General features: G+C 42.7%; 18 protein-coding genes and 2 pseudogenes. 10 read left to right on the top strand and 10 right to left on the bottom strand.

Annotated elements, in window-relative coordinates; translation table 11 throughout:
• The first annotated feature begins 198 nt into the window (after nucleotides 1-198).
• The 5 genes from DP116_RS05915 (at nucleotide 199) to DP116_RS05895 (ending at nucleotide 4,815) form a co-directional block, all read left to right on the top strand.
• Complete coding sequence (locus DP116_RS05915; RefSeq protein ID WP_169154290.1) at nucleotides 199-1,137, top strand: phosphoribulokinase; 939 nt, start codon at nucleotides 199-201, stop codon at nucleotides 1,135-1,137.
• A 128-nt stretch (nucleotides 1,138-1,265) separates the two neighbouring features.
• Nucleotides 1,266-1,997 carry a RadC family protein gene (gene radC, locus DP116_RS05910; protein WP_169154289.1) on the top strand — a complete coding sequence of 244 codons (732 nt, stop codon included), beginning with the start codon at nucleotides 1,266-1,268 and terminating at the stop codon, nucleotides 1,995-1,997.
• A gap of 149 nt (nucleotides 1,998-2,146) precedes the next feature.
• Nucleotides 2,147-2,983: a glycosyltransferase gene (locus DP116_RS05905; protein WP_169154288.1), complete on the top strand. Its 837-nt coding sequence runs from the start codon at nucleotides 2,147-2,149 to the stop codon at nucleotides 2,981-2,983.
• A 151-nt stretch (nucleotides 2,984-3,134) separates the two neighbouring features.
• Nucleotides 3,135-3,725 (top strand): Uma2 family endonuclease, encoded by a 591-nt coding sequence (locus DP116_RS05900; protein ID WP_169154287.1) that lies wholly within the window; start codon nucleotides 3,135-3,137, stop codon nucleotides 3,723-3,725.
• Nucleotides 3,718-4,815, top strand: a complete 1,098-nt coding sequence (locus tag DP116_RS05895) for a glycosyltransferase family 4 protein (protein ID WP_169154286.1) — start codon at nucleotides 3,718-3,720, stop codon at nucleotides 4,813-4,815. Before DP116_RS05900 ends, DP116_RS05895 begins: the two co-directional genes overlap by 8 nt.
• Nucleotides 4,816-4,942: 127 nt before the next feature.
• Here DP116_RS05895 and DP116_RS05890 read toward each other — a convergent pair.
• A pseudogene (locus tag DP116_RS05890) lies at nucleotides 4,943-5,737 on the bottom strand (RNA-guided endonuclease InsQ/TnpB family protein); the annotation flags it as partial.
• Between the two features lie 6 nt (nucleotides 5,738-5,743).
• Here DP116_RS05890 and DP116_RS05885 point away from each other — a divergent pair.
• On the top strand, nucleotides 5,744-5,896 hold the full coding sequence (locus tag DP116_RS05885; protein WP_211173100.1) for an AAA-like domain-containing protein: 153 nt from the start codon (nucleotides 5,744-5,746) through the stop codon (nucleotides 5,894-5,896).
• Nucleotides 5,897-5,971: 75 nt separating this feature from the next.
• Here the strand turns inward: DP116_RS05885 and DP116_RS05880 are convergent, their stop codons facing one another.
• The 5 genes from DP116_RS05880 to DP116_RS05860 form a co-directional block, all read right to left on the bottom strand.
• Entirely contained in the window at nucleotides 5,972-6,394 is a 423-nt protein-coding gene (locus DP116_RS05880) for an HNH endonuclease (RefSeq protein ID WP_169154285.1), read from the bottom strand.
• Between the two features lie 3 nt (nucleotides 6,395-6,397).
• Nucleotides 6,398-6,811: a hypothetical protein gene (locus tag DP116_RS05875; RefSeq protein ID WP_169154284.1), complete on the bottom strand. Its 414-nt coding sequence runs from the start codon at nucleotides 6,809-6,811 to the stop codon at nucleotides 6,398-6,400.
• Nucleotides 6,812-6,882: 71 nt separating this feature from the next.
• Nucleotides 6,883-7,752 (bottom strand): actin family protein, encoded by an 870-nt coding sequence (locus DP116_RS05870; protein WP_169154283.1) that lies wholly within the window; start codon nucleotides 7,750-7,752, stop codon nucleotides 6,883-6,885.
• Between the two features lie 793 nt (nucleotides 7,753-8,545).
• On the bottom strand, nucleotides 8,546-9,175 hold the full coding sequence (locus DP116_RS05865; protein WP_169154282.1) for a Uma2 family endonuclease: 630 nt from the start codon (nucleotides 9,173-9,175) through the stop codon (nucleotides 8,546-8,548).
• A 415-nt stretch (nucleotides 9,176-9,590) separates the two neighbouring features.
• Nucleotides 9,591-9,929: a hypothetical protein gene (locus tag DP116_RS05860; protein ID WP_169154281.1), complete on the bottom strand. Its 339-nt coding sequence runs from the start codon at nucleotides 9,927-9,929 to the stop codon at nucleotides 9,591-9,593.
• Between the two features lie 384 nt (nucleotides 9,930-10,313).
• Here DP116_RS05860 and DP116_RS29065 point away from each other — a divergent pair, with 384 nt between their 5' ends.
• The 3 genes and pseudogenes from DP116_RS29065 to DP116_RS30115 all read left to right on the top strand — a co-directional run bounded on the left by DP116_RS29065 (nucleotide 10,314) and on the right by DP116_RS30115 (nucleotide 13,443).
• On the top strand, nucleotides 10,314-11,948 hold the full coding sequence (locus tag DP116_RS29065) for an AAA-like domain-containing protein (protein WP_246275503.1): 1,635 nt from the start codon (nucleotides 10,314-10,316) through the stop codon (nucleotides 11,946-11,948).
• A 4-nt stretch (nucleotides 11,949-11,952) separates the two neighbouring features.
• Nucleotides 11,953-12,228: pseudogene (locus tag DP116_RS30255) on the top strand (WD40 repeat domain-containing protein); the annotation flags it as partial.
• Between the two features lie 105 nt (nucleotides 12,229-12,333).
• Nucleotides 12,334-13,443 carry a WD40 repeat domain-containing protein gene (locus DP116_RS30115; protein ID WP_339381630.1) on the top strand — a complete coding sequence of 370 codons (1,110 nt, stop codon included), beginning with the start codon at nucleotides 12,334-12,336 and terminating at the stop codon, nucleotides 13,441-13,443.
• A gap of 13 nt (nucleotides 13,444-13,456) precedes the next feature.
• On the opposite strand, the gene pyk is transcribed toward DP116_RS30115, so the two are convergent.
• On the bottom strand, nucleotides 13,457-15,226 hold the full coding sequence (gene pyk, locus DP116_RS05850; RefSeq protein WP_169154280.1) for a pyruvate kinase: 1,770 nt from the start codon (nucleotides 15,224-15,226) through the stop codon (nucleotides 13,457-13,459).
• Between the two features lie 451 nt (nucleotides 15,227-15,677).
• Between pyk and crtR the strand changes: the two genes are divergently transcribed.
• Complete coding sequence (gene crtR / locus DP116_RS05845) at nucleotides 15,678-16,580, top strand: beta-carotene hydroxylase (protein WP_169154279.1); 903 nt, start codon at nucleotides 15,678-15,680, stop codon at nucleotides 16,578-16,580.
• 284 nt (nucleotides 16,581-16,864) lie between these two features.
• On the opposite strand, the gene DP116_RS05840 is transcribed toward crtR, so the two are convergent.
• The 3 genes from DP116_RS05840 to sppA all read right to left on the bottom strand — a co-directional run bounded on the left by DP116_RS05840 (nucleotide 16,865) and on the right by sppA (nucleotide 20,109).
• Nucleotides 16,865-18,109, bottom strand: a complete 1,245-nt coding sequence (locus DP116_RS05840; protein WP_169154278.1) for a serine/threonine-protein kinase — start codon at nucleotides 18,107-18,109, stop codon at nucleotides 16,865-16,867.
• Nucleotides 18,110-18,840: 731 nt separating this feature from the next.
• Entirely contained in the window at nucleotides 18,841-19,209 is a 369-nt protein-coding gene (aroH, locus tag DP116_RS05835; protein WP_211173099.1) for a chorismate mutase, read from the bottom strand.
• A gap of 78 nt (nucleotides 19,210-19,287) precedes the next feature.
• Entirely contained in the window at nucleotides 19,288-20,109 is an 822-nt protein-coding gene (gene sppA, locus DP116_RS05830) for a signal peptide peptidase SppA (protein WP_169154276.1), read from the bottom strand.
• Nucleotides 20,110-20,124: the final 15 nt, after the last annotated feature.

Genomic DNA, 20,124 nt, shown 5'->3' with positions numbered 1-20,124 from the left:
GCATATAATATTTATAAAAGTATTTTTTTACAAAAATAAATGCAGATATTTGTTAAAGATAAAAATCTTAATTTTTAGTAATTATGTCAAAAAATCATCACTTTCTTGATTAAGCTGTCTTCTATTTTTTTTAGAAAAATAGTAAAATAACATACAATCTAAAATTAAAGTTTACTGTATCTTCTGGAAGGGGGAGTTATGAGCCGTCCTATAATTCTTGGTATTGTTGGCGACAGTGCTGCTGGGAAAACAACACTGACTAAGGGGATTGCTCAGGTTCTTGGACCGGAGAATGTCACGGTTATTTGTACAGATGATTATCATAAGTACGACCGTAAGCAACGTGCCGAGATTGGTATCACTGCTCTTCATCCTGACTGCAACCATCTCGATATTATGCAGCAACACCTGTCGCAACTTAGGATAGGACAGCCAATTCTCAAGCCAGTATACAGCCACAAAACTGGTACTTTTGAGCCACCAGTTTATATAAAACCAAGTAAATTTGTGATTGTTGAGGGATTACTGGGTTATTCTACCCGTGGTGCCTGTGAATCCTACGATGTAAAAGTTTATCTTGCTCCCCCCGAATCTGTGCGTGCTCAGTGGAAAGTTAAGCGGGATACCCAAAAACGAGGGTATACAGAAGAACAAGTGCTTGAGGAACTTAGAAAACGTGAACCAGATTCTGAGCAATTTATCCGTCCACAACGGCAATGGTCAGATATTGTGGTGAGTTTTTACCCTCCCAGTGACGATTTAGAGCAAACTAATGGACACCTAAATGTACGTTTGGTACTCCGTCCGACAATTCCTCATCCAGATTTTCTCCAGATTATCAATTACGGCGATGGCAGTTTTGAGTCAGCAATCCGCTTGGGATTAGACAGGGATATGAGCAAACCAGTTGATGTTCTGGAAGTAGATGGTCATGCTACTTTGGAACAGGTCAATAAGCTAGAACATATTCTTTGTGCTGATATGCCTTATCTCAAGAATATATGCGATCGCGAAGGAAATCCAGAGTTAGGCAAAGTCGCTGGTACAACAGGCGAAACCATCCAGAGTTACCCCCTTGCCCTCACCCAACTCTTAATTACATATCATATGCTCAAGGCAACACAAATATATCAGTAAAAACCAGTAGAAAAAGCCAAAAAAGACCGGTAAATTAAATATTTGGTCAAATATCTAGATGTTTTCAGAATTACAGGGGATAACTAGGAAGAAGTCTATATATCATGATTTTTCCTCTGTATTCGCCTATGACTTATAGCCTCAGAATTGCCGATATACCTGTGACTGAGCGTCCGCGTGAGCGGCTGTTAACACATGGTCCTAAAATTTTAGCCACAGCCGAGTTAATAGCAATTCTGCTAGGTACTGGTCAAGGACACGGAAAACTTTCTGCCGTGGGTCTAGGACAATATATTTTACAGCAACTGAGCAAACACCAGCGAGACCCCTTGGCGGTTCTGCGAGATGTCAGCGCCGCCGAGTTGATGCAAATTCCTGGTGTTGGTCCAGCAAAAGCGACAACTATCTTAGCGGCGATTGAATTAGGGAAACGAGCCTTTCAATCGCGTCCAGGAGAACGCACATTAATTGATAGCCCAGCAGCTGCGGCGGCGGCTTTGAGTCAAGATTTGATGTGGCAAAATCAGGAAAGGTTTGCGGTGTTATTGTTGGATGTGAAGAATCGCCTGCTTGGAACGCAAGTGATTACTATTGGTACAGCAACGGAAACCTTGGCTCCTCCTCGGGAAATTTTCCGTGAAGTGATTCGTCAAGGAGCAACGCGGGTTATTGTGGCACATAATCATCCTTCCGGAAATGTGGAACCGAGTCAAGAAGATATTGAATTGACGCGACAGTTGTTAATGGGAGGACAATTTTTAGCCATTCCTGTTTTAGATCATCTGATTTTAGGCGATGGTAATCATCAAAGTTTGCGAGAGATTACAACATTGTGGGAGGATTATCCGCAGGGAGATTAGATTTGTTGTAAAAATTGGGTTTAGGATTATTTGGAACCGCAGATGGACGCCGAAGTAGATGGACGCAGATAAATACAGATAATTTATCTGTGTGTATTTTTGTTTTTCTGTGGTTTCATCATTAGAGAAAATTTATCAATTAAGCTAACGTGATTTACTTTTTAGTTGTTAATTATTATTCCACAAATCTTATTACTAAACTGATTACTTCTCTACCAAGTTATGACAGTCATGATTATAAAGTCGTCATCATTAATAATTCTCCTGATGACAATTCTATCTATCATCTTAAAAGTGAATTGGTACTCATTTTTAATGCGGAGAGTAATGTCGGCTTTGGTGGTGGTTGCAATTTAGGGATGAAATGGATTTATACCCAAGATGCTCACGGACTTGTCTGGATAATTAATCCTGATGCTTATTTTTTAGAAATTTTTCTGGAAAAAGTTCGGTTATTTTTTGAGGGTCATCCCAAAATTTCTATTCTCGGCACAATTGTTCATACTACGACAGGTGAAGTTTGGTTCGCAGGTGGTCGCTTTATTTCCTCAACAGGGGCAATTATCACTCAAGATTTGTTGACGAATACAGATACAGATTATGTTGCTTGTGATTGGATTACAGGTTGTAGCTTGATCGTTAATCTTCGGAATTTTGATGAGTGTCCTCAGTTTGACCCTGCTTATTTTCTCTACTATGAAGATTTTGACTTTTGCCGACGTTATGCCAATCAGGGACATTTGATTGCGGTGACTAAGCAGTTTGGTGTCATACATCAGCCCTCTTCAATTACAAATAAATATGTTTTTCGGAAAATAAAAAATAGTACTTATGGTTATTTGTTATCTTTAGATAGATATACAAATCAATGGATTCTCAATATCAGGTTACTTCGCTTGATTTCTCATGCTCTGATTTTGAGTTTTGTCAAACCTCAAGTAGCATTTGGGAAATTTGCGGGCGTGTTCATGTATTGGAGGCGTTAAGCGAAGGCTCATGCTGAGCGCCTAGCCGCGCTTAGCTCTACCGTTTGCGCAGCGCCCCTTTTAGGGGCTAGGTAATCGCTTCCTTCAAACTTTCTCTCTAATGCTAGGCTAAGGTCATAGAGCAACATTCAAAAACTCACAGGCTCGTGTTATGGTTGTACAAATTCCACCCCGTCTTTACTCGATAGAGGAGTATTTTGCACTTGAAGAAGCCACCAATTACCGCACTGAATACCGTGATGGAGAAATTGTTCCCATGACAGGTAGTTCGATTAACCATAATCAAATCGTTGTTAATTTAATAGTGACTCTTGCCCTTAGCCTTACACTCAAAGAGCAAAATTACCACATTTATGCTAATGATCTAGGCTTGTGGATTCCTCGTTATCGCCAATACGTCTATCCAGATGTCTTAATTATTAAAGGTGAACCTGTTTTTGAGGAAGGACGTACTGACACTATACTTAATCCCTGTATTATCTTTGAAGTTTTCTCTAAATCTAGCAGTAGCCGGGATAGGGGTGATAAATTCACATACTATCGTTCTATTCCTCAATTTCAAGAATACATTCTCATTAACCAATATCAAATCCATATTGAGCAATTTAGTAAAACCCCAGAGAGTAACTGGCTATTTAGCGAGTCTGATGCTGATGATGGAGTTTTAACTTTAAATTCGGCTAATTGTCAAATCTCACACCGTCAGATTTATGAGCGGGTTAAGTTTGATATAAATGAGTAATATATTATTTAACCTATCGATTGTTTTTTCCCAACCTACAGGCATAAGCAACTATGCCAAAAATCTTTTTCCTTATTTAAAAACTCTTAAGCCCACCCTATTAACTGCTCAAAGCTACCCCGAGTTTAACTGTTATTCTATACCAGATAAGCTGACTCCTGCTCAAGGAACTAAAGGACATTTTGATCGTCTTATCTGGACACAATTTCAACTGCGAAAAATCTATAAAAAGCTGAAATCCCAACTGATATTTTCTCCACTTCCGGAAGCGCCCCTTTATGCCAATTGTCATTCTATCGTGATGGTTCACGATTTGATCCCGTTGCGCTTTCCCAAACTTTTGTCACCACTGATGCATTACTCGCGCTTGTATGTTCCTCAAGTTCTCGCCCAAGCGCAACATATTATCTGCAACTCTCACGCTACAGCAAAAGATATCATCGACTTCTATCACATCAGCGCCAGCAAAATCACTCCTATTCCCCTCGCACACGACACCAATCATTTTCGCCCAATTCATTTAGATAGTGATGGACAAGATACTCGCCTCACGAAATTTCCATACTTCCTTTATATTGGACGACACGATCCCTATAAGAACTTGCACAGACTTATCAGCGCCTTTGCAGGATTATCTCACAATCGGGACTATGAACTGTGGTTAGCAGGACCACAAGATAAACGCTTTACTCCTTTGTTGCAAACGCAAGTTCAGGAATTGGAGATAACTGGTAAAGTGAAATTCCTCAACTATGTTCCTTACAGCGAATTACCCAAAATTATTAGTGGTGCAACAGCCCTCGTCTTCCCCAGTCTTTGGGAAGGTTTTGGTTTCCCAGTTCTCGAAGCAATGGCTTGTGGTACTCCCGTGATCACCTCCAACCTCTCATCTTTACCAGAAGTGGCTGGTGATGCTGCTATTTTCATCAACCCTTACAACGTTGACGAGATGACTCAAGCGATGCAAATTATTGCAACTGATTCAGTATTGCGTCAACATCTCTCGACTCAAAGCAGAAACAGGGCTAGTCAATTCAGTTGGGAAAAAACAGGACTCGCTACTGTAGAAGTTTTATCAGGCTACCTTTAAAACCCATTGGTCAACTTTTTGTCAATGCGTAAGTCCTAAATAGCTGCTTAATAACTTTTCAAAAAGACTTGTGTTATGAATAACACTCAAAAAAACCGTTTAGTCACATTTGACATAACTGAGTGAACTACCCCGCCGCATAGGCGGACGGGGCTTCTGTACTCGTGGGAGAATGCCTTAGATTAGACTTTCGTCCAAGCTTTGGTCTTACTTCTCCTCCTACAGCAGAGACGGCTGAACCTTCCGCCTTTAGCATTCTGATACCTTCTGCTCTAATATTGATAGCTGCATTTCCATCACGGTCATGATGAGTGCCACAGTGGGGACAAGTCCAGTCCCTCACATCCAGTGGCATTTCACCAATTTGATAGAAACAATTAGAGCAGAGCTTGGAACTGGGAAACCATCTGTCGATTTCAACTAACTTTGCGCCCTTGCGTTCTAGCTTATAAGCTAGAAAATTAGTGAACGTTCCCCAGCCTAGATCAGATATTGCTTTTGCCAATTTATGATTACGAACCATGCCTAGAAGATGAAGATTTTCTACTATGACAGCTTGGCTATCGCTGACCAACTTATAACTAAGTTTGTGTAAAAAATCTTGCCGCGAATTGCTAACCCGTTCGTATACTTTGGCAACAACTTTTTTATATTTGAACCGAGAAGAGCTACCTTTTTGTTTACGTGCTAACTTTTGTTGTTTACGCTTTAGATTTTTTTCGTGCTTGGCAAGATTTCTTGGATTGTCGTACTTTGAAACTTTCTCACCGTCAGTTACAACGGCAAAATGTTTCAGCCCAAAATCAATACCGTATATCTTACCTTCGCAAGTAGATGGGTTGTCCCCTTCCACTTCGGTTAGTATAGATGCAAAATATTTGCCACTTGGTGTTTTACTAACAGTAACAGTCTTAATAGTTCCTTAATTTTGAAAGCATTGCAAAGTACTTATGTCAATCCCATTGATGTATATAAGCTCGACAGTTTGGGATTGATTTGTTTTAAGGGCGATCGCATTTTACCGAGTTGCGAACTCTACCGTGCTTACTTTGAAAAACAACTAGCGACAACTCGAATTTAACCAATTAATTTAACCAATTAACAGTTATCAATTATCAGTTATCAGGGAGCATCCCAATGCGTGCAAAAATGCCGGCTAAAGTTCCGGTGGATGCCAGTTTTGAGCAACCCAAATCTTTCGGGCTTCAACGATGTAATCGTTGTTAAGTTTAAGTGTTTCCACAGTAGCTCGACCTATTGCAGTTAAGCCAGCAATATGTGTGCCAGCATTTGTCCAAGCAAAATGGTCAGACCAAATTTGTTGACGTGGGTTAAAAAGGGGAGCCTGTTCTCCTGTCATTGGATCAGTAGCTTGAGTTTTGGCACCTTTAAATTCATTACAGCGATAGCAACAAGCAGCTAAATTTTCGCGTTTGTCGCTTCCGCCAGCTGAACGGGGAATTACATGGTCAATCACAAGAGGCATACCTATTAGCAATTGCTGAGTCATACAATATTCACAGCATTGTTTTGCTTCTGAAACAACTTGCTGGCGAATTGATTGGGAAATTGAAGACATTCCTTAATTGGGAGAAAGTTGGCTCAGGGTACGAATGGGTTGCCCTCGCCAACGTAATATGGCACAAGCATGGGCTTTTTTGAGCATCAATTGATCCGCCGCCAGGGTTAGTTGGCGAAGTTCCTGCTGCTCTTGAGGGGTGAGTAAACCATCTTGATTTCGCTCTAGAAGTGCCATGTGCCGATCTTGCTGAAACGGCGACACCTGACTTTGAGCAATTTGCCGTAACGCTTCAACACTCAAAGTCTGGAGTTCAAGCAGTTCAGCCTGGATCTCAGAGGGAGCAGTTTCAACAGCAGGGGGTAAATTCCCAGTAACGCTCTGGACAATCAAATCCTCCAAGGATTGGTTGGTTAACTCTGCAATCTGAGCCAGTCTTTGAAATGTCTGTTCGGGAAGATCTATCGTCAGCTGCATGGTTTGATTGAGATGCTAGGGGATGACAATTTTATCTTAAGATGACCTCAACTGCTATACAAAGCAAAGTATTATTCTTCCTTGGTGAACCACATGGTCTCAAACGTCGTTAAAGATGCTAACATTGAGCCGCCAATCCAAGCAAAATCTTTCCTCTGGGGAGAGGCGACGACCTTAACTGTGACCCCTGATGGCGCAAGGGAGCGTACTTCCTTCTCAAGTCGCTCAGGCAACCCCTCAAACATACTGCCCTCTCCTGCAAGTACAATGTTTTTATACAGAGTTTGGCAAATCTTCGGATCGCAATTCGAGATAGCACTAACAATTGATTTCGTTAGAGTAGGCTCAAACAAAGTCTCAAGCGGACGAAAAGGCTCTGAACTTACAAGGTTCTCTTTCCCTATGCTAATACGTCGCCTGGCATGAGGAATAGAACACCCTTCGCAAATAGGAACAACATCAGTGAAGTCGTTGGTAATATTGATAACTATAGCGGTACTTTTTTCCGAGGCATACAGAGATAGGACTGCGTCGTGAGCAAGGTATAGACCTGCAACACCAAATTCAAACAACATTTGACAAAGCTTTTCACGGTTACTCTGAGAGTTCCAGAATATATCGGTGATTAGGACGTTACATTCTTGCACGTTGACTTTCAAGGCGCTAAAAGTGTATTCCAGCAATTTTTGGAAGTCGTCCCAGTTTGTGACTATGCCTTTCTCCACTGGAGATGTCATTGCTAAAACATCTCGCTTAAGCGCCGCTTCATCACCAAAGTAGATTTCGTTGAGTCCCATACTCTCAGACTTAAGACGACCGACAAGAGTAGGAAAGACCACACTAGGTGCATTTTCTCCAGCAAATCCTGCTTTGACCAAACCTCCGGTTATGTCTATAACTATGGCTTTTCTCTTTAGATTTTCACCTCTGTTGCTATTCATTGCCTAAGTTATCTTTGAGTCTTTAGTGAGGTTGAGATGTCATTGCTTTATGAGTATTTCCTATTCTTATTACTCAGATCTTGCACCTCTACCTGAGTACACCTTGAACTGAAGTACCACTAGGGAAGCCTTCTGGCGGGCGTCTACAAGGCTAATAGCTTAAGTCCGTACGGACTCAAAGACTTACCCAGTCCGTTTTAACGGACTTGAACTCTTAGCCTCAGAATTTATTTCTTGGCGGACGAAAATAATGGTGCAAGATCTGAGTATTACCTATTTATGCTAGGGCGTCGGTCAAGTATTCGTAATTGACCCAATGGGATGTTTATGCGTATCCAATTTTTAGAGAATTGGGCGGATGACAAGCAAGTCAGCGGATGTGACTGAAACTACAAAAGCTCTTAACTCAGATTGTGTCTGTATTGTCAACTATTATTTTTTGGCTTATATCTTGCACCTGGGAAAATCAATGTCAAAGTTATTACAGATTATTTGACTTTGTTCTCGTCACGGGACTGTAAGTCCCAGGCTCATAGACGAAGTCCATTAAAATGGACTGGAACGGGATAGGATTTTTGAGTAAATTTAAACACTTTTGAATACAAGGACAGATAAGACAGTTAAAAAACTCAGTACTATACAAAGCAAGGTATTTCTCTTAATCCCACTGAGGCTTGCAAACTCGACACTTTAGTATTAATTCGCTTTAAGGGCGTAGGCGTAGCCCGTCGTAGACATCGCATTTTACCTCAATCAATAAAGCGTCCATTTTGTACTTAAAAAAAACCTCTGTTCAACCTAAGCGCTGCTTGAGTTCACGAATTGCTGCACTGGTATTCCGTTCATAGGCAACTTCAACGCACCTGGAAACTATATCTTGGATGTTTATATTTGGGAAATATTGGCTTTGAGTTTGAACGAGGTATTCTGTACCTTGCAACTGATAAACATACAGTTGTTTTTTGCGGAACAACCAGATTTCTGGTACTTGATAAGGGAGGTAATCATTCACGTCAGAATAGCTCGTCACATCAATTTCCAGTACTAAATCAGGAGGAGGATCAATACTCCAGTCAATTCGCTCTTTACCAGAGACAGCTTCCCAATGGTTAATGTAAAAACAATAGTCTGGTTCGATTCCGCTCTTTTGTGGTAATTCCATAGTCACAGGAGTAAAAGCATCGTACTCACGTCCAATATGATCCAGCAGCACTGTGATGACATTCGCGATTAAATGCGCATCGCGTCCATGCTTGGGAAGAGGAGACATGAGTAACACTTCTCCGGATCGGTACTTCACGCGGGGAATTGAACCATCGCCCCGCCAGTGACACAAATCCTGATAATCTTCCCAGGTTGCAGGTAACCGGACAACCGCTCCCGCAGGTAGCTGAATTTTCTCAGGCGAGACTAGAGCAAACATGGTTCAAATTTTAGAGGTCAAAAATTACAAGCTCAGGATTATTTTGACATACTCCCTGCCCTTAAGACAGTTAAGACAGTTAAGTGAAAAATGGGAAGATGCAAATTTCATGACCTCGAAAAGTGATACAAGTTGAAATCAGATAAAAAAAGAGCGATCGCTTTCATTAACCGAAATCAGTAAAGCGATACGCCAAGGGCGTCTGCTTTCCCTTGCGATCGCATCCTACTGCGTTGCGAACTTTACCGCGCTCCTGTTTGCAAAACAACTATCGACAATTGTTTAACAAAATTCAAGAATCAAGGAGATTTGAAGGTTACAAATCCCCTTGATGGTAAGATGATGCTGGCGCAGAAGTTTAGAACTAACCAAAATTAAGGACTAAACATTTAGCTATCGCCGCAATCATTTACTATTATTTTCCGGGAATTGTCACAACGCCAGTTGGGGAAATTTTTAGAGCATGTGAGGTTTTTGTATCTTCAGGTGAGTTAATGAAAAAGTTTCCTTGCTCATCAATTCCAATGTCAAAAAAATTTCCAAACCCACTTAAACGTACTACTCTTCCCCAAGTATTATCTGAAGATTTAGCTGTTTGGTAAATGAAAAGTGGCAGACTTGCGTTAACTATATCATCCTTTCCTGTAATAACAGTTGAATCTGGGTTAGAACTGTTGATGGAAGCGAATGCAGGAGGGGCAAAGAAAGTTACTGCAATAATCAACGCTATTGTTGCTAAAATCCGTTTGATCATTTCTCTCAGTGGTGATTCAAAGTAATGTGAACAAGAATGCAAGATTTGCATCCTTTGATATATTTTCAGCTTTCTAAAAAGAATGCAAGGACAGTTAAGACAGTTAAGCAGACAGTTAAAAAAAATTTAATAACCTACAATTAGACAGTTAAGACAGTTAAGACAGTTAAGACAGTTAAGAGAATACAAAAGCAGATTTCCTTGCATAGTGAGATAATAGTTACAGGCACCAGACGAAAATGGAAGTTTTGCGCTTTCTTTATAGAGCTTGTGCGTTAAGCGTAGCTCTCCGTAGGAATCGCTTACAGCAATTTTGGCTTTCAAGATGGCAGAGATTTCGCGATCGCTTCATCTTGAAAAAGCTAATTTTAATCACACTTAAATATGAGATACCAAGTTGGTGGCAGCCTTCACAGTGACGATCCCACATATGTTGTCCGTCAGGCAGACGAAAAACTTTATGCCAGCCTGAAAGCTGGTGATTTCTGTTACGTCTTAAATTCTCGCCAGATGGGCAAGTCATCCTTATTACAACGCACGAGTTATCGTCTCAGAGAAGAAGGGCATAGCTGTGCTTACTTGGATGTCACCCGATTGGGTAGCGAGAATACCACACCAGAACAATGGTATAAAGGTATCATCCTCAGCTTGTTTTACGACTTAAATCTGGCAGAACACGTCAAGTTTAAGCAATGGTGGGATATGCAAGCAGGTATTTCCCCAGTGCAAAAACTAGATCTGTTTGTTGAAGCAGTTTTGCTGCCAAATGTTCAAAGCGAACGCATTTTCATCTTTATTGATGAAATTGACAGTCTGTTGAGTTTGAGTTTTCCTGTCAGTGACTTTTTTGCCTGGATTCGTCATTGCTATAATCAGCAGGCACATGACCCGAAATTCCAACGTCTGGGATTTGTACTGTTTGGAGTAGCTAGTCCATCTGATCTCATTGCTGACAAACGCCGGACACCGTTTAATATTGGAACAGCGATTGAGTTATATGGTTTTCAACTGCATGAAGCAACACCACTGCTAAAAGGGTTAGGGGAAGTCGTCAGCCAAAGCGAAGATGTGCTGCGGGAAATCATTTACTGGAGTGGGGGACAACCATTTCTGACTCAAAAACTCTGTCAGTTAATTGTCCATACTGCCTTAGAGACATCAAACAGAAAAATTGTCTTACCTCCAGAAACCGCATCATATTGGGTAGAACAATTTGTGCTACAGCAAATTATCCAACACTGGGAAGCAAAAGATGAACCGGAACACCTGTGCACGATTCGCGATCGCCTCCTTTTCAACGAACAGCGCGCAGGGCGGTTGTTAGGTCTTTATCAGCAGGTGTTGCAAGCAGAAGAGAATCAAACATCTGGTGTACCTACTGATGACAGTCGAGAACAGACAGAACTTTTACTATCGGGATTGGTCGAGAAACACGACGGCTATCTCAAAATTAAAAATCCTATCTACCGCAGTGTCTTCAATTCTGAATGGGTACTCAGACAGTTAGATAATTTGCGTCCTTACTCGCAGGCATTTAATGCATGGGTCATATCGGGTTATCAAGATGAATCACGTCTGCTGCGGGGGCGAGCATTACAAGAAGTCTTAGACTGGAGTGGGCGCAAAAGCCTCAGCGATTTGGACTATCGATTTTTAGCAGCCAGCCAGGAACTGGAACGTCGAGAAACTCAGCAAAGATTGGAAGCCGCACGAGCCAAAGAGGTAGAAGCACGACTAGCACAAGAGAAAAGAACGGCTAAATTACAAAGGTTTCTGTTAGTTGCAGTGTGTATCGGGTTGGTCATTTCTAGCAGTTTGGGGCTAGGGACTTTCATTTTGTACCGCCAAGCCCAAAAAAGCGAAAGTCAAGCCAGAAGCAGTGAAATTCAAGCGCTTGTATCTTCTTCTGAAGGACTGTTTGCCTCAAATCGCACATTGGATGCACTCATAGAAGCAATCAAAGCCAAACGTAGACTGCAAAAACACTGCTTCGGTCTGGGGAGTCGCATGGAGTCCTGATGGTCAAATCGTTGCTGCCACAAGTGTAGACAAGACAGTAAAACTTTGGAAACGAGACGGTTCGGGCACAGCATACACCAAGCCCCTACAAACTCTCCAAGGTCACACTGGTTGGGTTGTAGGAGTAGCTTTCAGCCCTGACAGTCAGACGATTGCTTCAGCGAGTGAAGACACAACTGTTAAACTTTGGCAGCGAGACAGCACTGATGGAAGCTACCGCCAGTATAAAACTCTTAAAGGTCACAGTGCCGGGGTTTGGGGAGTCGCTTTTAGTCCCGATGGTCAGACTATTGCCACCGCCAGTCTCGACAAAACGATTAAACTTTGGAACATTGATGGTACGGAACTGAGAACGCTTAGAAGACACAGTGCCGGGGTTTGGGGAGTGACTTTTAGCCCTGACAGCAGCTTTATTGCTTCGGCAGGTGCAGAAAACGTTGTCAGACTCTGGCAGAAAGAGAACCCATTCCAAAAGTCTATCATTGCCCATAACGGCGGGATTTGGTCAATAGCTATCACCTCCGACAGTTCGACCATTGCCACGGCTGGTCACGAAAACACCGCTAAACTTTGGAGTCGCCAAGGTAAATTGCTCAAAACTTTCACTGAATCTGGGAGCATAGTCTTCGAGGCTTCATTCAGTGACGATCGCAAGTTAATTGCTCTTGCCGCTGATAATAATACTGTAAAACTCAAGAAGCCAGACGGCACTTTGGTTGCTACTTACAAAGTTCTCGGTAAACTCTTAGCAGGAGTCTTGAGTCCCTCAGGACAAGCGATCGCAATGGCAAATGTTGACAAAATTGTTCAGATATGGCGTAGAGATCGCCCTGTACCGCAGGTTCTCAAAGGACATCAGGCGGAAGTGTGGCATGTCGTATTTAGTCCCGATGGTCGGCTGGTTGGTTCAGCCAGTGGCGATGGTACTGCTAAGCTGTGGACGCTTGATGGGAAGTTATTCAAAACCCTTGTCGGACACACTGCTGCAGTATGGAGAGTTGCTTTTAGCCAAGACGGTAAAATGGTGGCTACTGGAAGTGGTGACAATACCGTTAAGTTATGGACACTTGATGGTAAGTTGCTGAAAACTCTCAAAGGTCATACAGCTGCGATTTGGGGAGTTGCGTTTACTCCCGACGGAAAAATAGTTGCTTCTGGCAGCGTGGATGCTACCGTCAAACTTTGGAAGCTTGTTCGCGTTGGCGTTCGCGAAGCGAGTCCTCTGGACTCAGCCTCTGTGCAGGAGACAGCGTCTCCGCAGGAGTTTGGTACGGAACTAACAACCCTCAGAGGACATACCGCAGCGATTAGGGATATTGCCATCAGCCGCGACGGGACAATACTTGCCTCAGGGGGTGATGACAACACACTCATTCTGTGGAATTTGCCGCGAATTCTCAACCTAGATGCACTGGCTTATGGTTGCGCTCTTGTGCAGGATTATTTAAAAACCAATATAGCAGTGGAGGAGGGGAATCGCTTTATCTGCAAATGATACTTGATATTTCCTACGGTGTCCCCACTGCACCCGAGTAAACCAAACCGCGTTGCATATCCATTGTTAAAATCGTACCATCCCGAATCACTTGAGTTGCCTTTTTCACACCAACGATCACTGGCACACCAAGACGTAAGCCAATCACAGCAGCGTGACTATTAAGACTTTCCTCTTCAGTAATAATACCGCCAGCTTTACGAATTGCCTCAACAAAATCAGCACTTGTACCTGAGGCAACCAAAATATCTCCGTAATTAAAGTTACTAGCATCCATGCCAGTGTACACGACGCGTGCGCGACCACTCACAGAACCTTGTCCCAGTCCAATTCCCTGACCGAGTACCGCCGTCACAACTTCAACTTTAATCAAATCTGTTGATCCAGAAATCCCTTGGAGAGTCCCAGCGGTCATCACAACCAAATCCCCTTGAGACAAGAGTTCTCTTTCTTGGGCCACGTTAATAGCGGCTTGGAATGTCTGACCAGTAGAAGGAAGTTCTAACATCAACAACGGCTTGACTCCCCACACAAGTTGTAACTGTCGTGCGACATTCACATGAGGTGTTACTGCTAGAATTGGTGTTTTGGGACGAAATTTGGAGACATTCCGGGCTGTTGCTCCTGTTTGCGTTAAGGTCATAATTGCTGCTGCTCCTAGCTGTTCTGCAATTTGACCGACAGCTTGACTGATGGCGTTAGGAATAGAATGTTTGGTGTCTCTTACCTGGCTGGCGTTTGTGTTCAGCCACACCTCTTGTTCCATACGTTCGGCAATTCGTGCCATCGTTGCTACAGCTTCCACCGGGAATTTACCGACAGCGGTTTCATTCGAGAGCATCACCGCATCTGTACCGTCTAAAATCGCATTTGCGACATCGGACACTTCCGCACGAGTCGGACGGGGGTTGTTAACCATGCTGTCTAACATCTGGGTGGCGGTGATGATGGGAATTCCCAAGCGGTTGGCGGTTGCAATCAGTCGCTTTTGTAGGACTGGGACATCCTCTGCTGGTAATTCTACGCCCAAGTCACCTCTTGCCACCATAACGCCATCACACAAAGCTAGAACTGCTTCCATTTGTTCTATCGCTTCGTGCTTCTCAATTTTGGCAATAACTGGTACTCGTTTACCCGTACTAGAAATGAGTTCTTTAATTTCTATCATGTCTTGCGGGTTGCGGACAAAGGAAAGTGCGACCCAGTCCACGCCCTGATCCAGACCGAACATGAGATCTTCTCGGTCTTTATCGGTCATTGCTTTGACAGATAGGTAAACTCCGGGAAAGTTCACCCCTTTATTGTTTGAAAGTACCCCTCCTACAGTCACGCGACAGTGCAAGTCTCCTTTGTCGCGGTTAATCTCCTCTACGACCATTTCTACACGCCCATCATCAAGAAGAATTTTTGCTCCTGCGGGGACTTCTTCTGCTAAATAATCGTACGTGACGCAGCTAATGTCCTGTGTACCAACAACAGGACGATTGGTTAAGGTGAAGCGATCGCCCTTCGCCACGACTATAGATCCGTTATCAAACTTTCCCAAACGAATTTTGGGTCCTTGCAAGTCTTGAAGGATAGCTACCGGTTGATTTAGTTCAAAGGCGGTTTGCCGAATCAGGCGAATATTACGCTGATGGTCGGCATGGGAACCGTGAGAGAAGTTTAGCCGCAGTGTTGTTGCACCAGCCTCAATTAAAGCTTTGAGCGTTTCTGGGCTGCTGGTTGCAGGACCAATTGTAGCGACAATTTTTGTTCGGCGTACAGAATCTTTTAATTGCATAAAAACTAAATCGAGGGAGCTACTCTGGGAATTATCCTAAATCAGGGAGCACCTGTTGTCTGTTGTTGCTGAGTCAATCACCAAAGCTGGGTAGATGAGTGAGGTAATGGGGAGGTGAGGTCATCAGAAAGTTAAGAAACTTATTCTTCTTGTTGCCTTGGCGACAGATACTTTACTTAACGCTTAACCCCTACACACAAGTGTCTTCCCCTTGTCTTTTTGTTTCCTTGTCCCCTTATCCCCTGATCTTCATTCGATTGAGCCACTCAGCACAAGCTCGTTTGATGTTGAAATCATACCGCTATTATGCGGCTGATTTGTAAAGAAGTAGATAAATCTTGTGACCCACAAGTTTATTATCCGTCATTTTGCATTGCAAAACTTCACTTTCCTTATAGAAAAGTGGCATCATCTAAATACAATCTCTCGTTAAAGCAACAAGGAGTTCATAATGCTGACGTCGGAGGCAAAGAAGCCACTGACAATCCCGCCAAAGGAATTTTTAGCGCCTCCGGGTGATTTTAATCCGACGCTGCTGATGTTTTTAGCAGCTGTGGCAATTCTTGTATTATCCAATTTTGGTTACTGGGTTTGGCAATGGCCACACTGGTTATGTTTTGCTGCAAATACTCTTGCTTTGCACATTGCAGGAACGGTGATTCACGACGCCTGCCATCAATCTGCCCATCGTAACCGAGTCATGAACGCCATGTTAGGACATGGCAGTGCCTTGATGCTAGCTTTTGCTTTTCCCGTATTTACACGGGTACATTTGCAGCATCATGGACATGTGAACCATCCAGAAGACGACCCTGATCATTATGTTTCCACGGGTGGTCCACTTTGGCTGATTGCGGTTCGCTTTTTATACCACGAGGTATTTTTCTTTAAGCGGCAACTTTGGCGTAAATATGAGCTACTGGAATGGTTTATCAGTCGCTTGATTGTGATTTCAATCGTTTATATCTCGGTTCAGTATCACTTTTTAGGTTACATTCTCAATTTTTGGTTCATTCCAGCATTTGTCGTAGGGATAGCACTGGGTTTATTTTTTGATTATTTTCCTCATCGTCCTTTTGTGGAACGCGATCGCTGGAAAAATGCTCGCGTCTATCCCCATCCAATTCTGAATCTCCTCATTATGGGTCAGAATTATCATTTAATTCATCATTTATGGCCTTCCATTCCTTGGTATAATTACCAGCCCACATATTATCTCATGAAGCCTCTTTTAGATCAAAAAGGCTGCTATCAATCTATAGGTCTTCTGCAAAAGAAAGACTTTTTTGAATTTGTTTATGACATTTTTTTAGGAATTCGGTTTCATCACCACAAATCAACTAAAAATGACTAGGGAACAGGGAACAGGGAACAGGGAACAGGGAACAGGGATAAAAACTGAAGTAGCTCAACCTAAAAAAAACTTAAAATAGAAATTCTGCGATTGCTGAGTCCCAAAGGGATACGCTGCGCGTAGGAAACAGCCGCACGCCTCACGACTAAAGCTTCCGGCGTGCAGGCAGAAAGCCATTTTTACTTCTGAGTTCTGAGTTCTGAGTTCTGAGTTCTGAGTTCTGAATTCTGAATTCTGAGTTCTGAATTCTGAGTTCTGAGTTCTGCTGTATAACCTCGCGTTGATTAACGCAAACCCTCTGGTGGTTCAGATGAAGAATTTTGAATTTGAGGAATAGGACCAATGACTTGCACAGACCAGTAGCTGAAAACTATGAAAATCAGACTAGACACTACGCCCAACATTAAGCCAATGAGTAAAGTCAGTTTTCCAGGAGAAATAGAAATAGTCTGGTCATTGTCTAGTCTTGAAGTAGGGGCTGACTCCTGTGTTGGTGTGTAGAGTTTGCTCAGTAACTCCACTATCTCTAGTTCTGAAATATCGCTTGTTTGGTTGTTAAAAAGTGGTGCTGATGGGTTGTTCCCAAAAACTTGTTTAACATTCTGCTCAGGTAAGGAGTTTTGATTGTCAAATGTAACGTTTTGTGGTATTAAAGTCGGAGCCCACTCTTGTGTTGATGTGTAAAGATGAGTGAGTGGCGCAAGCGCTTCTAATGCTTCTTTTGCCGAGTTATATCGGTCTTGAAAGTGGTAACACACCATCTTATTGAGTATTAGGGCTAGCTCATCATTAACCTGAGCTAACTCTTGCCAAAGAATCTCGTTTGTATTCCGGTCTTCTGGTAATTGTGTCGGATGGACTCCTGTTAGTGCTTGAATAGCAATCATACCTAGGGCATAAATATCACTATTAGGACGTGGTTTGCCTCGTTGTTGCTCATGAGGCATATAGCCCGGCGTACCGATCGCAATGGTTGTATATTCAAGAGGAATGAAATTTGAAGTTTTTGCTTGATTTAGAATCAATTGATTCCAAATTGGCTTGACAGCACCAAAATCAATCAGGACTAACCGATTGTCTTGCTTTCGTCTAAGGATATTACTGGGCTTGACATCTCTGTGGATGAGTCCGTAGCTGTGGACAAAATTCAGGATGCTCAAGACCTCGTATAGTAGTTGAAAAACCTTGCTTTGGGACCAGGAATCACCCGGCGACAATTCTGCAGTCAGAGGATGCCCTTCAATGAACTGTTGCACCAAGTAAAACTCAAGATTGTCTTCAAAATGAGCTAAAAGATGAGGAACCAGGTCATAGTTGTCCAGTTTTTTCAGGGCTTCTACTTCTCGGGTAAATAGCCGTCTGCGTATTTCCACTGGAATAGGACATTGACTGCTAGGTAAAAAATGTTTGACGACACAGGTGGGATGATCCGGGAGGTGGGTATCTTGAACCAAGTAGGTTTGACCGAATAGACTCTGACCTAAAACTTGAACAACCTGGTAACGCTCCCCTTGTAACTTGGTTAACATGTTACGACATACCTGACGGTTGCATTAACTCATTTTAGCTTGAAAATGGGTGTAGGGGCAAAACAAGTCAAAAGTATTAATTTTGAATTTTGAATTTTGAATTTTGAATTCCCCCGTAAGCGCAAAGCGCACGCCCAGAGGGCGAACGCGCAGCGTGCCCGCAGGGCTTAGGGGGTGGGGGTGTAGGGGAAAGACATTTTTATGGCAAGGTTTGTGAGATTTTCTCAGCAATAGCGACTTGAAAATAGAACTCAGAAAAAAGAATTTATGTATGATTCTATACTGACTTACTGACGACGACTTCAAAAATCTTTGTGAGCAAAATTATACGCGTGTTGTCTTCATACGTATCACCTTACCTCACCCTCCGCTGGGGGGGATAAGGTTTGGAAAGGCAGTTTCTACTAAAATATACTTTTTACCAAGTCAACTTTAGAAAATTCCGAAACCCGTATTTAAACTTCACAAACTGTGCAGTAGTTGCTAGAGATTTAATGCTGCTAAACTAGTGCCGACAAAAGCACAAATCAACACGAAGGTTATTTAATGGTCTCCAAATTGTTTGTGATTTTTAAAAATAAGGGTCGAGAACAGCAACCAAATGAAGCCCATACCAGACTTTTACTGTCGGATCAGGGGCAAAAAAGAATTGAGCAGGCTGTGTTGATTTTGATTCGTTACACCTGCTTGACTATAGCGAATATGCATAATGCTATAAACTGTCAATAACACTACAATAGCTGGGGCACATTCCAATCAGGACGCAACTGGGCTGCCTGACGCAAATAGACATGGTAGATTGGGGTGGAGACCGGGAGATAGGCGTGAACTAAAAACCGGATGCAACGTTTTAAGCTGCCATCAACTTCCATTTCCTGTACATCTAACATAGGTACACTGTCCCAGTAGGGGCGTGAACGTGCAATTGCTGCAGGGAAAGTAGCATTTAAGTCGTGTGTAACGGAAAAAGTCACACTAATGATATCTGTTGGATGCAATTGATTCCGTTTTTCTAGTTCATCCAGTAATTCCATTACTGCTTCTCGCATTGCTTCAACCGTATTTTCTGGTACAGTCGTTGCTCCGCGAATAGCCCGCATTCGCCACTCCACTCAAAAATCCTCCTTATTATGAATGGTCATTCGTCAAACGACCAATAACAAAAAACAAATCACGATTTATGGTCTATACAACCATAAGGGTAAACCACTAGTAGACACCTCGAATTCGACCCAACCAAGACCAGCCCCAAGTCCTGAAGAAGCTTGACGGCTTCCTGGCAAAATGCGACTCAACAGAGGTTTGGGTTCTTCAAAGGTGTAAACGGGAGTTTTTTCGGGGTCAAGACCAGCCAGTTCCGCAGCCCAACGCCGAGCATCTTCCTCCGTTCCCAGACGATCTACGATACCTAACTCTAAGGCTTGCTGTCCAGTGAAAATTCGACCATCTGCGAAACTTCTCACAGTTTCTACCGCCAAGGAACGTGCGTCAGCTACTGTCTGAACAAACTGCTGGTAACTTGTGTCAATTAATTCTTGCAAAATACTTTGTTCCGGTTCTGTCAGTTCCCGATCAAACGCCAAAATGTCTTTGTAAGGACCAGACTTTATAACCTTAAAGGAAACACCTACTTTTTGCAACAGACGTTCCAAGTTATTACCACGCAAAATGACACCAATACTACCTGTAATCGTACCTGGGTTAGCCATGACATGTTGCGCTCCCATGCCTACGTAGACTCCACCAGAAGCAGAAATGTTACCAAAACTAGCAACAATTTTTACTTTCTCGCGCAACCGCTTCAAAGCACTGTAGATTTCTTGAGAATCTCCTACTGTCCCACCAGGACTGTCTATCCGTAGCAGTAACGCCGGAAATTTTCTTTCTTCTAAAGTTTTTAGCGCTTCTAGTACTCGCTTGCGAGTCGCACCGGCAATGGCACCTGTTATTTCAATACGAGCAATTTGTTTCCGAAAATTGGGCTTAAAAGGCCAAACCATGAGCAGTAAAAAAAC

Origin of the sequence: Brasilonema bromeliae SPC951 (assembly GCF_012912135.1) — a bacterium.
In the GTDB taxonomy this organism is placed as follows: Bacteria; Cyanobacteriota; Cyanobacteriia; order Cyanobacteriales; family Nostocaceae; genus Brasilonema; species Brasilonema bromeliae.
This window is presented reverse-complemented; position numbering and strand designations above follow the sequence as displayed.

Coding starts and splice junctions, on each gene's coding strand:
- DP116_RS05915 (WP_169154290.1), top strand. CDS start 199: ATGAGCCGTCCTATAATTCTTGGTATTGTTGGCGACAGTGCTGCTGGG.
- radC (WP_169154289.1), top strand. CDS start 1,266: ATGACTTATAGCCTCAGAATTGCCGATATACCTGTGACTGAGCGTCCG.
- DP116_RS05900 (WP_169154287.1), top strand. CDS start 3,135: ATGGTTGTACAAATTCCACCCCGTCTTTACTCGATAGAGGAGTATTTT.
- DP116_RS05895 (WP_169154286.1), top strand. CDS start 3,718: ATGAGTAATATATTATTTAACCTATCGATTGTTTTTTCCCAACCTACA.
- DP116_RS05880 (WP_169154285.1), bottom strand. CDS start 6,394: ATGTCTTCAATTTCCCAATCAATTCGCCAGCAAGTTGTTTCAGAAGCA.
- DP116_RS05875 (WP_169154284.1), bottom strand. CDS start 6,811: ATGCAGCTGACGATAGATCTTCCCGAACAGACATTTCAAAGACTGGCT.
- DP116_RS05870 (WP_169154283.1), bottom strand. CDS start 7,752: ATGAATAGCAACAGAGGTGAAAATCTAAAGAGAAAAGCCATAGTTATA.
- DP116_RS05865 (WP_169154282.1), bottom strand. CDS start 9,175: ATGTTTGCTCTAGTCTCGCCTGAGAAAATTCAGCTACCTGCGGGAGCG.
- DP116_RS05860 (WP_169154281.1), bottom strand. CDS start 9,929: ATGATCAAACGGATTTTAGCAACAATAGCGTTGATTATTGCAGTAACT.
- DP116_RS29065 (WP_246275503.1), top strand. CDS start 10,314: ATGAGATACCAAGTTGGTGGCAGCCTTCACAGTGACGATCCCACATAT.
- pyk (WP_169154280.1), bottom strand. CDS start 15,226: ATGCAATTAAAAGATTCTGTACGCCGAACAAAAATTGTCGCTACAATT.
- crtR (WP_169154279.1), top strand. CDS start 15,678: ATGCTGACGTCGGAGGCAAAGAAGCCACTGACAATCCCGCCAAAGGAA.
- DP116_RS05840 (WP_169154278.1), bottom strand. CDS start 18,109: ATGTTAACCAAGTTACAAGGGGAGCGTTACCAGGTTGTTCAAGTTTTA.
- aroH (WP_211173099.1), bottom strand. CDS start 19,209: ATGCGGGCTATTCGCGGAGCAACGACTGTACCAGAAAATACGGTTGAA.
- sppA (WP_169154276.1), bottom strand. CDS start 20,109: ATGGTTTGGCCTTTTAAGCCCAATTTTCGGAAACAAATTGCTCGTATT.